Source organism: Leptospira neocaledonica, assembly GCF_002812205.1.
Lineage (GTDB): Bacteria > Spirochaetota > Leptospiria > Leptospirales > Leptospiraceae > Leptospira_B > Leptospira_B neocaledonica.
In genome coordinates this window covers 211269-225550 of sequence record NZ_NPEA01000002.1, presented here as the reverse complement: position 1 = coordinate 225550, position 14282 = coordinate 211269, and the positions used below count along the sequence as shown (strand labels likewise).

At 41.1% G+C, this 14282-nt stretch carries 14 protein-coding genes and 1 riboswitch; of the genes, 8 read left to right on the top strand and 6 right to left on the bottom strand.

Features of this window, described 5'->3' with window-relative positions:
• Window positions 1-5: 5 nt before the first annotated feature.
• The 4 genes from dnaJ to hrcA form a co-directional block, all read right to left on the bottom strand.
• Window positions 6-1130, bottom strand: a complete 1125-nt coding sequence (gene dnaJ / locus CH365_RS03445) for a molecular chaperone DnaJ (RefSeq protein ID WP_100767211.1) — start codon at window positions 1128-1130, stop codon at window positions 6-8.
• A gap of 7 nt (window positions 1131-1137) precedes the next feature.
• The gene (dnaK, locus tag CH365_RS03440; protein ID WP_100767210.1) at window positions 1138-3072 is read right to left on the bottom strand and encodes a molecular chaperone DnaK; all 1935 of its coding nucleotides are present in this window, start codon (window positions 3070-3072) and stop codon (window positions 1138-1140) included.
• 98 nt (window positions 3073-3170) lie between these two features.
• Window positions 3171-3746: a nucleotide exchange factor GrpE gene (gene grpE, locus CH365_RS03435; RefSeq protein ID WP_425268531.1), complete on the bottom strand. Its 576-nt coding sequence runs from the start codon at window positions 3744-3746 to the stop codon at window positions 3171-3173.
• Window positions 3747-3755: 9 nt separating this feature from the next.
• The gene (gene hrcA / locus CH365_RS03430; protein ID WP_100767209.1) at window positions 3756-4784 is read right to left on the bottom strand and encodes a heat-inducible transcriptional repressor HrcA; all 1029 of its coding nucleotides are present in this window, start codon (window positions 4782-4784) and stop codon (window positions 3756-3758) included.
• Window positions 4785-5084: 300 nt separating this feature from the next.
• On the opposite strand from hrcA, the gene CH365_RS03425 reads away from it, so the two are divergent.
• From CH365_RS03425 to CH365_RS03395, 7 genes are all read left to right on the top strand, one after another.
• Window positions 5085-6779 (top strand): methyl-accepting chemotaxis protein, encoded by a 1695-nt coding sequence (locus tag CH365_RS03425; RefSeq protein WP_100767208.1) that lies wholly within the window; start codon window positions 5085-5087, stop codon window positions 6777-6779.
• Window positions 6780-6843: 64 nt separating this feature from the next.
• Window positions 6844-7158 (top strand): pyrimidine/purine nucleoside phosphorylase, encoded by a 315-nt coding sequence (gene ppnP, locus CH365_RS03420; RefSeq protein ID WP_100767207.1) that lies wholly within the window; start codon window positions 6844-6846, stop codon window positions 7156-7158.
• 38 nt (window positions 7159-7196) lie between these two features.
• Window positions 7197-7889 (top strand): TMEM175 family protein, encoded by a 693-nt coding sequence (locus CH365_RS03415; RefSeq protein ID WP_100767206.1) that lies wholly within the window; start codon window positions 7197-7199, stop codon window positions 7887-7889.
• Window positions 7890-7982: 93 nt separating this feature from the next.
• Window positions 7983-8111: riboswitch (cyclic di-AMP (ydaO/yuaA leader) on the top strand.
• 92 nt (window positions 8112-8203) lie between these two features.
• On the top strand, window positions 8204-8911 hold the full coding sequence (locus CH365_RS03410) for a universal stress protein (protein ID WP_100767205.1): 708 nt from the start codon (window positions 8204-8206) through the stop codon (window positions 8909-8911).
• Between the two features lie 169 nt (window positions 8912-9080).
• Window positions 9081-9605: a hypothetical protein gene (locus CH365_RS03405; protein WP_100767204.1), complete on the top strand. Its 525-nt coding sequence runs from the start codon at window positions 9081-9083 to the stop codon at window positions 9603-9605.
• Window positions 9606-9705: 100 nt separating this feature from the next.
• Entirely contained in the window at window positions 9706-10242 is a 537-nt protein-coding gene (locus tag CH365_RS03400; RefSeq protein ID WP_100767203.1) for a Crp/Fnr family transcriptional regulator, read from the top strand.
• A 1-nt stretch (window position 10243) separates the two neighbouring features.
• Window positions 10244-10669, top strand: coding sequence for a cyclic nucleotide-binding domain-containing protein (locus CH365_RS03395; protein ID WP_100767202.1), 426 nt, complete (start codon window positions 10244-10246; stop codon window positions 10667-10669).
• 7 nt (window positions 10670-10676) lie between these two features.
• On the opposite strand, the gene CH365_RS03390 is transcribed toward CH365_RS03395, so the two are convergent.
• The gene (locus CH365_RS03390; RefSeq protein WP_100767201.1) at window positions 10677-11114 is read right to left on the bottom strand and encodes a DUF1564 family protein; all 438 of its coding nucleotides are present in this window, start codon (window positions 11112-11114) and stop codon (window positions 10677-10679) included.
• 118 nt (window positions 11115-11232) lie between these two features.
• On the opposite strand from CH365_RS03390, the gene msrA reads away from it, so the two are divergent.
• The gene (msrA, locus tag CH365_RS03385) at window positions 11233-11763 is read left to right on the top strand and encodes a peptide-methionine (S)-S-oxide reductase MsrA (protein ID WP_100767200.1); all 531 of its coding nucleotides are present in this window, start codon (window positions 11233-11235) and stop codon (window positions 11761-11763) included.
• On the opposite strand, the gene CH365_RS03380 is transcribed toward msrA, so the two are convergent.
• Window positions 11757-14141 (bottom strand): PAS domain-containing sensor histidine kinase, encoded by a 2385-nt coding sequence (locus CH365_RS03380; protein WP_100767199.1) that lies wholly within the window; start codon window positions 14139-14141, stop codon window positions 11757-11759. The genes msrA and CH365_RS03380 overlap by 7 nt on opposite strands.
• Window positions 14142-14282 lie beyond the last annotated feature (141 nt).

Genomic DNA, 14282 nt, shown 5'->3' with positions numbered 1-14282 from the left:
GGATATTACTTATTGGTAAAAATCTTACCCTTGGAACCGGAAACGGATTCTCCGGACTCTCGAGCAAATTCTTCGATCAATTCTCTTTGTCGCCTGGTCAGTTTTTTAGGGATCTCTATACGAACGATCACGTGTTGGTCCCCTTTTCCATATCCGCCTAGATACGGAATACCATGACCTTTTAAACGGAACACTTGGCCTGACTCGGTTCCTTCCGGAATTTTCATCTTAACCTTTTTGCCATCTATAGTTGGGACTTCTATATCCCCGCCTAAGATTGCTTGCGTTAGGCTGATCTTTTTATTTAAGATTAAGTCATTTGCCTGTCGTTCGAATAATTCATGTTTCTTAATATGTGTTACCACATATAGATCACCATGAGGACCGCCGTTAGGCCCTGCTTCCCCTTCTCCGGAAACTTTTAATCTGCTGCCGGATTCGATACCAGGTGGGATCTTAATATTGATGGTACGCCTTTTTTCTACTAGGCCTTGTCCATGACAGGTCTTGCATGGATTAGAGATGATTGTACCTTTTCCACGACAAGTCCCACATGTAGTCGCCACGGAGAAGAATCCCTGAGTTCTACGGATCTGTCCCGAGCCCCCACAATCCGGGCAAGTAGAAGGTGTACTTCCCTTGTTCGCACCGGAGCCTCCGCAATCCACGCAGGTTTCTAATCTTGGGATCTCAATTTTATATTCCCTGCCTAGAGCAGCGTCTTCGAGGGAAACTTCTAGATTATAACGAAGATCTGAGCCACGTTGAGGACCGGATCTACGCGATCCACCGCCACCAGCACCTCTTCCTCCCCCGAAGAAGTCGCCGAAAATATCTCCAAAATCACCGAAGATATCGGAGAAGTCAGTGTATGCTCCTCCGCCGAAACCGCCTTGAGCACCTGCACCCACTCCGGCTTTGCCGTACTGGTCGTACATGCGACGTTTATTAGCGTCTCTTAAAACTTCGTAGGCCTCGGTAGCTTCCTTAAATTTATCTTCAGCTGCTTTATCACCCTGATTCTTATCAGGGTGATATTTAATAGCTAACTTCCGATACGCAGACTTGATCTCTTCATCAGTCGCGGATTTGGAAACTCCGAGGATATCGTAGTAACTTTTGTCACTCATGTCTTAGTTACTTTTTCTCATCGTCCACTACGGTATAGTCGGCGTCCACGACCTTTTCTCCCTTAGCTTGGGAATTGTCTGCGCCTTCTCCTGGTCCCGCACCGTTAGGTCCTGGACCTTCTTCCTGACCTGGAGCACCTTGGGAATAAATTTTCGTACCTATTTCCGAAGCCCTCTTAGTGATGGACTCTTTCGCAGCGTTGATACGACCGATATCACCTGATTCGATCGCTTCTCTTGCACGTTTGATCTCGTCATTCGCCAATTGTTTTTCGCTGTCAGAAAGTTTGTCCGCAGCATCTGTAATCGCTTTTTCCAAAGAATAAGTGATCGTATCCAACTCGTTCTTAGCTTCTACAAGTTCTCTAGCGGCTTTGTCCGCAGCAGCATGAGCTTCTGCGTCTTTTACCATTTTAGAGATCTCGTCTTCGCTTAGTCCAGAAGAAGATTCAATACGTATCTTTTGTTCTTTGCCGGTTCCTAAATCTTTTGCAGAAACATGCACAATACCGTTCGCATCAATATCGAATGTAACTTCGATTTGTGGAACTCCCCTAGGCGCAGGTGCAATTCCGATTAGATCAAATCTTCCGAGTGTGCGGTTACCTGCAGCCATATCTCTTTCTCCTTGGAGAACATGGATAGACACTGCATTTTGATTATCCGCAGCAGTAGAGAACACCTGAGATTTTTTAGTTGGGATCGTAGTGTTTCTTTCGATCAACTTGGTCATCACGCCACCCAAAGTCTCGATACCGAGTGAAAGTGGAGTTACATCCAAAAGAAGAACGTCGGAAACCTCTCCCGCTAAAACTCCACCTTGGATAGCAGCACCGATTGCCACTACTTCGTCTGGGTTTACGGAACGATTCGGTTCTTTTCCGAAAATTCCTTTTACAAGTTCCTGTACTGCAGGGATACGAGTGGATCCTCCCACTAATATCACTTCGTCAATGTCGGAAGCTTTTAAGCCGGCGTCACGTAACGCGTTCTCACAAGGAATACGAGTTCTATCCACCAAGCGACTGGTCAACTGATCGAACTTAGCTCTTGTAAGATTCATATCCAAGTGTTTTGGTCCGGTTGCATCAGCAGTGATGAACGGAAGGTTCACTTGAGTAGACATGGTTCCGGAAAGTTCTATCTTCGCCTTCTCCGCAGCTTCTTTCAAACGTTGAACGGTATTTTTATCTTGAGAGATATCGATCCCGTACTGTTTTTTGAATTCTTCGATCATCCATTCCATGATGACCATATCGAAATCGTCCCCACCTAAGTGAGTATCACCGTTGGTGGATTTTACTTCGAATACTCCGTCCCCCAACTCCAGGATAGAAACGTCGAAGGTTCCTCCTCCCAAGTCGTAAACAGCAATTTTTGCGTTACTCTTCTTCTTATCGAAACCGTAAGCTAGTGCGGCAGCGGTAGGCTCGTTGATGATCCTTTCCACTTCCAAACCTGCGATCCTACCTGCGTCTTTAGTAGCCTGACGTTGTTCGTCATTGAAATAAGCAGGAACTGTGATCACTGCCTTTGTTACTTTTTGACCAAGATAATCTTCTGCAGTTTGTTTCATTTTCTGAAGAACACGAGCAGATATCTCTTGAGCGGTGAACTCTCCAGTAGCAGTTTCGAATTTTAATCCGTCGTTTCCACTTTTGATCACTTTATAGGAAACGTGCTTCATCTCTTGTTCGGTCTCGTTGAATCTACGTCCTATAAATCTTTTCGCGGAACGAATAGTATTCACCGCATTAGTAATTGCTTGGTTCTTAGCAAACTGGCCTACCAAAGTTTCTCCCTTAGCGGTAAAAGCAACGATAGACGGAGTAGTTCTAGCACCTTCGGAGTTTTGGATTACAACCGGATCTCCACCTTCCATTACGGAAACGCAGGAGTTTGTGGTCCCTAAGTCGATTCCGATAATCTTCTCTTTTGACATTTTAGTTTCTCCTTCCGCCCTCGGAGTCCTTCCCTTGGCGGTTATTCATGATTTATTTCGTTCTATTCAAGGCGTCATTGCGCCTAACAGCCGAAGCCTTAAGCTTTGGGTCTCCCGATCCTTACTCTTGCGGGTCTTAAGGAGAACTTATCTTCGTTTTCCTTAATATAGAACCCGGCCTGATAGACTTCGATCACGGTTTCTTCCTGATACTGGTCCCCTTCTTCGGAAGATAATGCTTCCATCAAAGTTGGATCGAAAGTTTCCCCCTGAGGATACTGTCTAAACACATTAGATCTCTCCAATATGGAATAAAATTCCTTCAGGATCATTGCCACTCCGTCCACGAAAGGTTTTACTTCTTCCGTAACATTTACACCGGAACCTACACGATCCAAATTATCGATCGGATTCAAAAACTCCGTTACCAAAGATTTGACCGCTTCTCTTTTAATATTAGAAAATTCTTGTGCAGATCTTCTCTTATAATTCTGGAACTCGGCTCTTTCCCTGGTCCAAGAATCTTTTAGGGATTCGATCTCCTTTTTCGCAATATCCAATTCCTTACGTAAAGTTTCCTCTACGCTTTCCGGCTTTTGGGAATCATCCGAATTCTCTCCGGTTGGCGTTGCGACCGCTTCTTCTTGACTCATCTCTCTATCATTTCCTTGCATAGTTCATTACTACTTACTAATACGCGTGATCATCTCCGAAACTAGCTTCGAAGTAAAATCCACAAGTGGAAGCGCTCTATGATAATCCATTCTCTGAGGACCTATGATCCCCATAGCGCCTATCCTTTTTTCTCCCATTCTATATCCGGAAGTAATGATGCTGACTCCGCCCATTCTTCCGTCCCCATTCTTTCCTATGACGGTATACACTCCATCGTGTTCAGAATAATCCCCAAACATTCCGGTGAGGAATCTTTTATCATCCAGTAGGGAGAGAACCTGGTTGAGTTGTTCCTCTTCATCCTTAAATCTTCCGTATAAGTTCTTGAGACCGTCGATATATAAAGACACTTCCGAATTATCTGGCGTCATAGCGGCAGAGATCACTCCGGACACTTTATAAAAATCTAATGGTCCATCTTTTCTCAATAAGAGAGAAGGTATCACTTTTTCCTGGATCTCGAACATGTCATAACCTTTCGCGTTATCGTTCAGATACTTTGAGATCTGGTATAATTCTTCCTGGCTATAATTCCGATCCAAGAATACACTACGGTTCAACACCGCCCCGGATCTCATTACCATGATCATGAGGACCTCGTCTCCGTGAACATGGATCAATTCCACATGTTTGAGAGTGTCCAAACTTTTGGCAGGCCCCAAGACAACACCCGCAGAATTAGAAAGACTTGCTAGAACGCTCGCAGTTGCCTTCAGGATCTGATCCAGTTTAAACTGCATCTTCAGGTATTCTTCTTGGATCCTTTGTTTTTCCTTAATCGTTAACTCATAAAGGACCACTAAAGAATCCACATAGAATCGATAACCAATCTCTGTAGGAATCCGTCCCCCGGAAGTATGGCGAGATGCAAGATATCCCATCTCTTCCAGTTCTTTTAAAACAGTACGTATAGAAGCCGGCGACAAACCTATATCATGTTTGTCGAATAAGGTTTTAGAGCCAACTGGACGGTTCTCTTGGATAAACTCGTCCACAGTGGCCTTTAGGATCATCCTATGTCTTTGGGATAGTTCCATATCGATTCTTATTGGCACTCTGCAAGTTAGAGTGCTAAAGCACCTCTCAAGTTTCCCGGAGATTCCAAAAAAGTCAAGAATTTTGGATTTTAAGCAGCCGCAGAGGGCGACTGATAGAAAAAAGTGACAAAATATATCCCATAAGTGATGTAAAATTGATTTTCAAACCCCCGAACTTCTCCGCATAAGATTTCTCTCGCAAGGAAGAAGGACCCAAGGATTTAGATTCTTCCTCAATTTAAGACTGACTTAGAATTGGTTCCAAAATAAGCTCTACGTCTTATACAAAAAGGAATCTCGATGTTATTCAAACTTAGGCTCTATTATTTTATCTCTTATACTATTTTCACTTCTTTGGTCCTCGGGTCCATACTCGGAACATTTTACTTTTTAGGAATTCTTCCTGCCGAGAAGTTCGGATTTGCAGCTTATATCTCTGGTGGAGTTGGAGTTTTCTTTTCCTTATGTATGGGAATTTTCTCTGGGACCTGGCTTGCTAGCACATTCCAAACCATACAAGATTCATTCAAGAAGGTCAGCAAGGGAGATCTAACTGCGAGAATAGAAACAAATTCAAAAGATCTACTTTTTGATTTTTACGAAAGTTTTCACAGAATGCTCCAAGGCCAATCGGAGCTAATAGGTTTGATCCGAAGCACAGCGGATACACTTTCCCAGGACTCCGGAGATATGAGAACCGTGGTTTTGGACTTCGGTTCCAATATACAATCCCAATCGGCGGCCACGGAAGAAGTTTCCGCATCAATTGAAGAAATTTCAGGAGTAGCTACTTCGATATCTTCCATTGCGGGCGAGAATGCAAACAGCATGAGCAATTTGGTTTCTGAAGTGGAAAAACTTTCTTCTGCGATCGAAAAAACGAAAGGTCAGGTGGACGAAACATTAGTTTCCTTCGAGGATATTTCTAAACGTGCGGAGAAGGGTTCCCAATCCTTGACTTATATGGGACAGGCCATAGACAATCTTTCCAAAAGTTCCAAAGAGATTACCAAGACGATCGGGAATATCGCAGACATCAGCGAAAAAATAAACATGTTAGCGCTTAACGCATCCATCGAGGCTGCAAGAGCGGGAGACGCAGGAAGAGGTTTCGCAGTAGTTGCAGACGAGGTTTCTAAGCTTGCAGAAAGAACAGCTCTTAGTGTAAGAAGTATCAACGAATTAGTAAAGAAGAACCAAGATGATATGACCCAAGGTCTGGAAAAAATCCAGCTCACCACAAAAGAGATCCAAGAAATTATAGAAACCATAGATAGAATGTCCACTCAGATCAAAGAAGTCAGATCGGCGGTCAACTCCCAACAAGAACTCAGAAATTCAGTCCTAAAGGAAGCAGACTTCGTATTCAAACGTTCCGACGAGATCCGAAACGCAGTAACAGAACATAACACCGCAACAAGAGAAGTTGTGGATTCGGTTTCTTCTATCAGCAATTTGGCAATGAATAATTCGGAGAACAGCGATACCTTAGCAGAGAGAATTTTAGGAATATCTAATACTGCAAACAAACTCGGAAGTACCGTAGGAATGTTCCAGATCGCGAGCAAAACAAAAGCTACCGAGAAGGTCCTGGATTCTAAAACTCATGAGCTCAAGTTCACTGCCGCAATCGGAAAATTATATTACGTTAAAAAGTATGATCTAGTAGAGATCGTCTGGACGGAAAATTTCAGCTATGAAGGTTATCGGGAGATGTTGGAGAAGGGCCTGGAACTTGTAAAAGAATTCCAAGTTACCAAATGGATGGCAGATACTTCTAATATGGGAATCGTTTCTGCGGAAGCACAGACTTGGGTAAACGAAACCTGGTTCCCGAAAGCAATGGCCACTACTTTAAAAAAGATCGCTATCGTCATCCCACAGTCGGTACTTTCAGAACTTTCTATCGATACTAAATCCCTAAAAGCGGGTAATATAGATTTAATCAATACTCCTTCCAGAGAAGATGGAATGCGTTGGTTGATCTCCAAATAAGAAATTATTTGGTATCGTTAAAAGCTCCGTTCTAAATTTTAGTTTCGGAGCTTGATTCTATAAAATGCAACAATTCGAGAACGTAACAGTAATCAAAAAAGCAAACGTATACTTTGACGGAAAGGTCACTAGTAGAACTGTATTATTCTCCAATGGGGAAAAAAAGACACTAGGTATCTTAATGCCTGGGGAATACGAGTTCGGAACCGACGATAAAGAAATTATGGAAATTTTAGACGGGGAACTTTTGGTACAACTACCCGGAAATTCCGAATGGAAGGAGATCAAAGGAGGACAATCTTTTGAAGTTCCTGCAAATTCCAAATTCAAACTGAACGTTAAAAAGCTCAGCGACTATTGCTGTTCCTATCTTAAGTAATCGACTAATGCCGGGGGAACCCGGCTTTTAGGAAAACGATGGTAGCTAAAAAACTTAAGACAAAAAAACAAATCACGACTAACGAAACTTCACCACCTGCACCTGTTTTGACCGAATCGGGACGCACCGTGGCTTATAGTGATGCAATCTTTTCCATAGCCTTAACTCTAATGGCACTTGAAATAAAAATTCCTAGTCCGGAACAGATCGGCACCAAAAATCTATTGGTTGCATTGGGAGAAGCTTGGCCTGCCTATTTAAGTTTTTTGATCAGCTTTATGATCATCACTGTAGTCTGGACCAATCACCATACTATTTTTAGATACGTCAAGTATGTGGATCATAATTTAACTATCCTAAACAATTTACTTTTATTGAATATAATCATCATTCCTTTCTGTTCCGAAATGTTAGGAGAATACATTCTTCTGGGCAATGATAACTCTAAAATTGCTGCTTTGATCTATGGAGGTTGGGTAGCCTTAGGAGGAATTCCTTTTAATCTAGTCTGGAGATACGGAGTTAAGAAAGAATATCTGAGAAACCCGGAAGCGAGCCTCGCAGAAATAGAAGTGATCTCTAAACATTTTATAAAAGGCCCTTACATTTATTCTTTTGTAACTCTACTCGCATTTATAAACGTTTGGCTGAGTATCGCAGGATTTGTGATATTAATCCTAATGTATTTGGTTCCAACCACTTGGTTGTTCCGAAAAAGAAAACCGGCCTAAATTAAACCTTAGCCTATATCTCTCTCGTCTTGAAGTCGTTACATAATCACTTCAATCTACTACTTGACAAATCAGTTTTTCTAGCTACACTTCGTTCCGAGTCTGCTTAATCCGACAGAAGTCGGAGCGGAGGAACCAATTTTTTGGGGCTAACCGTTCTCGCGGGGGAAATCTCTCTTTCCTAGCCCGTCAGCTAACTTCGTAAGCATGGAGAGAAGACAGGAGTCCCTCCCAATCTTCCCGGCTCATTCTGACCTCGGGATTTTTTCATCCAGTGAAATAGTTCCGGGGAAATTATTGCCTAGGAGGCGAAAATGAAAGTTCTAATTTCGTTTGCCAACCCCAAGATGGGAGCAAAACTTTTCGGGCTAACAAGGGCGCTATTCTCTAAGTCCAAAGATAATCTTTCCATAGTAGCGTTACACGTTGTTTCGGTAGAATCCAAATCCGAAGGATTTCCTATATTAGAAGAAGATGAAATTTTCCAAGCAGTTAGAGAAGAAGCTGCCGGTTCAGAATTCAGTTTTGAAACAGTAGGATTTCCTTCCGACTGGATTGTCCCGGGGATAGTAGAGATCGCAAAGAGTAAAGAGATCGATTTACTTCTATTAGGCGCTGCACGTTCTTTATTCTCCGATAATTTGCTTGGGGGAAAGGTGGGAGATGTACTCAGACATTTATCAGACCTAGACATCGCAGTACTTGCAGATAATGGATTAGTAGCTCCGATCGAGCCGATCATCTATTCTCCTGGTTTAGATTCCGCTCCGCTTTTTCCGTTTTCTTCCGGGCTTTCCACTTTTATAGAAAAGCCGATCCCAGTTCTTTCAGGCGTCAACCAATCAGAGTTCGGAATGATCCAGACCAATCAGTTTAAACCTTGGATTCCATTCTCTTTGAATGCGGCCGCAGACCAAACCAAGAACCTAGCGATTTTAGAATATAATACCTATAAATCCTTTCACTCGGTTCTATTGGACAGACAAGGACTTTCCTTCTTAATCTTAAGAAAAGGAATTTGAAAATCGAATCCAAGTTTTGGAATTATTATACTCTACGTATAATAATTTTTTCATAGCGTTATGTACATTTGCCGCCTTACTTAAAATAGGCGGTCTTATTTTATAATATTATCTTTTCCTTGCCTGAAAATAGAGAGATTTAGATCCTTTCCGAAATCGGAAGGCGCACTTGAAGTCCAAAATTTTAAACCCTGTTCTAATTCTTTTTATTTTATCCATAATATCCGCCATATCGATATTCATTTTTGTGATCACTTATTCTTCTCCCATTAATAGGAGCCAAGAATCTGCTACAAACACCGAAATCCTAGGATTGATCTGGCTCGTTATTACAGTATTAATTATATATAATGCAGGATTGGCTTCCTTTCGAAACTTATTCCTGGAAAAATTCTCAACCGCTCAAGAAGGTTTAGGAAGTATAAAAGCTTTGGTCTTCAGCGTTGTGAGTCTTGTACTATTTTTAGTTGGATCCAAATTAGGAAGTTTATTCAAGACCGAAATTAGTATTCCGGAACTTCTTATGACTGTTCCGATCTTACTTGTAGCAACCTGGGAAAATTTTCTGACTAAAACAATTGGCTTAAAATTCAGATCCGTTTATTTAATCTTTTCGGCAGTATTTCAAATTATAGTTTATATAAGTTTTATGCTCTCATTCCTCACCTTAGCTAGTTTGGACGGATTCGACTAAAACCTGGTCGAACGGCGTTTTAAAACAGATCGTTAAAAACGATTTTTGAAAAAATTTAGATCCGATCTGGATCTGTGGATTTTTTCCCGTCTTACATAAAATGCCGACCATTCTGGACTTCGTTCATAGCGTTTTTACCCGGGTCTATCCCAAAGATTCCTTCATATTTAAAGAAGGAGAAGAGTCCGACGGAAACATGTATTTCCTATTCCAGGGGCATTTAAAGGTCAGCAAAAATCGCCCGGACTCAGGAGATAAATCTATTAAGGAAGTTTTTCCTGGAGAATTTTTCGGAGAAATCGCTTTGATTTCAGGAAGAGCCAGAGCTATGTCGGTCCAAGTTCTTTCTCCTTCTGCAAAGGTGGGCGTCCTGAATAAAGGTGTTTTCGAAAAACTGGAAAAAACAAGTCCTCAATTCCTTCTTTTACTTCTTAAAAACACTTTCGAAAAACTGAATCGAGCAGAGATGAAACTGGAAAATCTTTATACAGAGATCCATAAAAAAGAAGAATCCAAAGCTACAGAAGCACCGGCTGCCGAGAAGGAATCGGAAGTTTCAGAAACTTCTGAAGTCACTGACTCCGAAACTGCTGGGGAAGAAACTCCAGCTGAAGCTGCTGGAAATAAGGAATCATAAGATGGGAATTAATATTTTAGAATTCATTAATAACGTATCCGTTAAAACCTATCTAGCCGGCGAAGAAGTTTTTAGAGAAAAGGATCCTTCCAATGGAATGATGTATTTCGTATTCACTGGAGCTCTTGAAATCAGAAAGTCTTACGATGGAGAGGAAAGAGTAATTCGAAATTTGGAACCGGGAGCATTTTTCGGGGAAATCGCATTAATCAATAATGTACCGAGAGCCGCTACCGCAAGAGTCATCACTGAAAAAGCAAAAATAGGGATCTTGGATCAGGAAATGTTCTATCGGATCGGACAAACGAATCCTAAATTTTTTTCGATCCTTCTTAATACAACAATCCAAAGATTGGTTTCTGTAGAAGATGAGATCGCAAAATTAAGTTCAGGACAACCTATCCATCCGATCCGTAGCAGGGATTAATTTTCGATCAGGCCACCTTCTTCTTTTGGGAAAACTCCTGCAATGGAGTACCCGAAAAGTATCTACTTAATAAAAACGTAAACAAGTAACACTTGGAAACTCCGTGTTTTCTTGCATAGTTTCCCAGAAGGTTCCAATCTTCTATATCCGGCCGGAAATTCAGGCGGCTCCAGTCTTTCTGTTTACCTTCTTCTTTTTTTTGGTACATCATCAGAGCAGAATCCGGATTTAGTTTTTCTTGGAATTTAAGATCCGGTCCGTATAATTCCAATAAATCCTTTAAACATCTGGCTCCCGGCCTGGATCCACTCCACGTTTTCAGATAATTTTTATATAGTTTATCAGGTAGAATCAGGGTGCATACTGGCATGGATTCTCTGGGAGATTTTACCTTCCAAGATTTACTTTTGATAGGTTTGGGGTTTAATATTAGTTTGAACTTCATACCCGTCCCGGTCTCAGTCCCGGCTTAGCGCTTACGTTTTTTCGAAAGAAACTCGGAAAAATGTTTCCGAGATACGACTTTCCGAGCGGAATCAAATCTAATAAGAAAGGAGGATGGAATGTCAGAACAAAAAGATCTGGAATACGCAGTTTTAGGTGGAGGATGTTTTTGGTGTGTCGAAGCAATCTACCAATTGGTGGATGGGGTAGAATCCATTGTCTCCGGATATGCGGGCGGACATGATCCTGCACCAAATTATAGATCGGTTTGCACTGGATTGACAGGGCATGCGGAAGTAATTCGAGTCGGATTCGATCCAAGTAAGATATCCTACAAAAACATTTTAGAAATTTTTTGGGAAGCACATGATCCTACTACCAGGAATAAACAGGGCAATGACGAAGGGCCTCAGTATAGAAGTATCATCTTATACGAAAATCAATCCCAGAAAGAAATTGCGGAAGCTTCCAGAACCGAAGCAGATCCTAAGTTCGCTTCTCCTATAGTAACTGAGATCGTTGCCTTAGAAAAATTTTTCCCGGGTGAAAATTATCATCAAAATTATTTCAGACTAAATCCTGGACAGCCCTATTGTCATTACGTGATCCGTCCTAAGATAGAAAAATTTCTGAAAAAGAAAACTCACTGAGGCAAGATTACTAAAAATGCAGTTCCTTTCGGAGAAGTTTCGAATCCGATAGATCCGCCGTGGTTTTCAACGATACGTTTTACTATATCCAATCCTAATCCGGAACCTTCTCCCGGGGCCTTGGTTGTGAAAAATGGCTCGAAAATCCTTTCTTGTATCGATTCCGGAATCCCAGGCCCGTTATCCGAAATCTTAATGCAGATATGATCTTTTCCACCTCCAGCACCTACGTTTATTTTTAGGATCCCTTTGAAGGCCATCGCTTGTGCCGCATTATAGATCAGGTTAGTCCAAACATGCAATAGATCGTCCGAATATCCTGGGACGATAGGAATTCCTGCCTCATATTCTTTTATGATCTCTATTCCTGACTTCAATTGATTTTGGTAGATGGTGAGAACAGTATCTATACTTTCCCTGATATCCACAGGAGCTTTCGGTCCACCATTGCTGAAGTGGGAAAAGTTCTTAAGTGCATAAACGATCTTAGAAGTTCTGTCTACGGACATATCCACCAATTTGGAACTTCTACTTGCTTGGATCTCATCCAATGCATATTGGATAATATGTTGGATTTTTTCTCCGATGAATAGTTTTGGGAAATCTTCCAGAGCTTCTTCCAGGCCTGCTTCTATCAAACCTTCTGCTATATTTCTAGATTCTGAGATCCCGAGTTCTTTCAGTCTAGATTCCAGAATTTTTGTTTTAGCTCTTACTACCTTTGGAGGAATAATTTCCTGGTAAGCTCTTCCTTTTTTTAATAAGGTTTGGAATTCTAATTTGGCTTCATTGCCAAGATTTTCCAAAACGGAAGCGGCCTCTTGCATTCTATCTAAGACACGATCGAAATGGTTTTTGACAGACTCGTTAGCCGCTCGGATGACTCCAATAGGATTATTGATCTCATGTGCAATCCCTGCAACCAACTGTCCTAGAGATGCCATTTTTTCGGAAAGTATCAATTGGTTTTGGGTTTTTTGAAGATATTCAAGCGTAGACTCTAATTCCGCTTTTTGTTTTGCGATTAATTCGTTCTGGGAGGAAATCTCATTATTCAGGATCCTTAATTCTGCCGCTTCTTTTTTAGAAGAAATATCTTTTACCATATTGATCATACGCTTTTCTCCATCGATCACAGTGAATCGAGTGGAAAATTCCACTTGGATATAACGTCCATCCTTGGCTCTGAATGTTACTTCTTCATTATATAAAAATCCGTCTTTTTTGATCTTTTCCTTGAAATGTTCTCTTTCGTCGGAACTTAACCAGATGCCTAGCTCAACACTAGTACGACCGATCACCTCTTCTCTTGTATAACCGAGTAATTCAGTAAAACCATCGTTGATATCCACATATTTTCCATCTTCGTAGTTTGAGATAGAAGTAGCATAGGGACTCAGCTTGAATACTTTGGAGAACAATTCCTGACTCGCTTTGATCTCTTCTCCCGCAATATGTTTTTCTGTGATATCTTGGCCGGTTCCATAACCAATTACAGAATCTTTATATTTACCTTTGGCCAAAATATATCTGGTTTTCCCATCATCTCCCTTGGTTCTAAAAATAAATTCTGTGGAATAAGAAGGATCGTTAAAATGTTTTGCTCCTTCTGCAAGTTCTGATACAATTTTTTCCTTATTATCTCCGTCTACATATCTCTCCAAAAATTGATCCATCAGGATTGTAGTAGATTCTTTCGCAGTTTTATCTCCCAACATGATACGATATTCTTTGGATAAGGTTACTTCCTTAGTTTCCAAATTAAGAGTAATCCCTCCTAACTTCGCGTCGATCTGGGCTCTAGATAATTCTTCTCTTATTTTAGATAATCCTGATAAACCAAATTTCATTAGGATCCAGGCCATAAATATGCCTACGGAATTTCCTATGAATGCAGACCATTCTCCTACAGGATAATTTGGAGCCGGTATCATTCCCTTGGATTTCAGATAAATACTTAAGAGACCTGTAGAGAAAGATAATAGTGTGTAGAATAACGCTCCAACTTGTCCCAATATCAAAGAAGCAAGCACTATAATGATCATAAACTGAGAGAATGATGTGGCATACACTCCACCTTCTCTCATAGACACAATACAAAGTGCTAACCATTGTAAGAAGATCATTATATGTGCGCCTAATTTTACCCTTCCCGATTTAGCAAGAAGGTGGCAAAGGATCACAGCAGACGGAATGAGATAGAAGGAATAATAAACGTTTTTCGGTTTTTCAGAAATAAGTGGATGAATGATCCGATATGAGACCGCAACTGCGAAGGTGACATACATCAGGCCATAAAGAAGTTTGATCGAAACGTCTTTTTCGGGGTCGGCTGATAATGGAGGATAAATCAATCTTTTAAGACGTCGTAGAATCATTCTTAATGCCGTGGACTTTCAATTAAGAATTTCTTGCGCAAGATTGAAAAGCGGGATTTAAAAATCCGAATAAAATTCAAGTATGCGAGAACATTTGATTAATCCGAAATATCTAAATTCTCAATAGATCTATCTCTTATG

What these genes read in the sequence shown, in the direction of transcription:
- msrA (WP_100767200.1), top strand. Translation starts at nt 11,233, where the DNA reads ATGTCAGAACAAAAAGATCTGGAATACGCAGTTTTAGGTGGAGGATGT.
- CH365_RS03380 (WP_100767199.1), bottom strand. Translation starts at nt 14,141, where the DNA reads ATGATTCTACGACGTCTTAAAAGATTGATTTATCCTCCATTATCAGCC.
- grpE (WP_425268531.1), bottom strand. Translation starts at nt 3,746, where the DNA reads ATGCAAGGAAATGATAGAGAGATGAGTCAAGAAGAAGCGGTCGCAACG.
- CH365_RS03425 (WP_100767208.1), top strand. Translation starts at nt 5,085, where the DNA reads ATGTTATTCAAACTTAGGCTCTATTATTTTATCTCTTATACTATTTTC.
- dnaK (WP_100767210.1), bottom strand. Translation starts at nt 3,072, where the DNA reads ATGTCAAAAGAGAAGATTATCGGAATCGACTTAGGGACCACAAACTCC.
- CH365_RS03395 (WP_100767202.1), top strand. Translation starts at nt 10,244, where the DNA reads ATGGGAATTAATATTTTAGAATTCATTAATAACGTATCCGTTAAAACC.
- CH365_RS03390 (WP_100767201.1), bottom strand. Translation starts at nt 11,114, where the DNA reads ATGAAGTTCAAACTAATATTAAACCCCAAACCTATCAAAAGTAAATCT.
- ppnP (WP_100767207.1), top strand. Translation starts at nt 6,844, where the DNA reads ATGCAACAATTCGAGAACGTAACAGTAATCAAAAAAGCAAACGTATAC.
- CH365_RS03410 (WP_100767205.1), top strand. Translation starts at nt 8,204, where the DNA reads ATGAAAGTTCTAATTTCGTTTGCCAACCCCAAGATGGGAGCAAAACTT.
- CH365_RS03400 (WP_100767203.1), top strand. Translation starts at nt 9,706, where the DNA reads ATGCCGACCATTCTGGACTTCGTTCATAGCGTTTTTACCCGGGTCTAT.
- hrcA (WP_100767209.1), bottom strand. Translation starts at nt 4,784, where the DNA reads ATGGAACTATCCCAAAGACATAGGATGATCCTAAAGGCCACTGTGGAC.
- CH365_RS03415 (WP_100767206.1), top strand. Translation starts at nt 7,197, where the DNA reads ATGGTAGCTAAAAAACTTAAGACAAAAAAACAAATCACGACTAACGAA.
- dnaJ (WP_100767211.1), bottom strand. Translation starts at nt 1,130, where the DNA reads ATGAGTGACAAAAGTTACTACGATATCCTCGGAGTTTCCAAATCCGCG.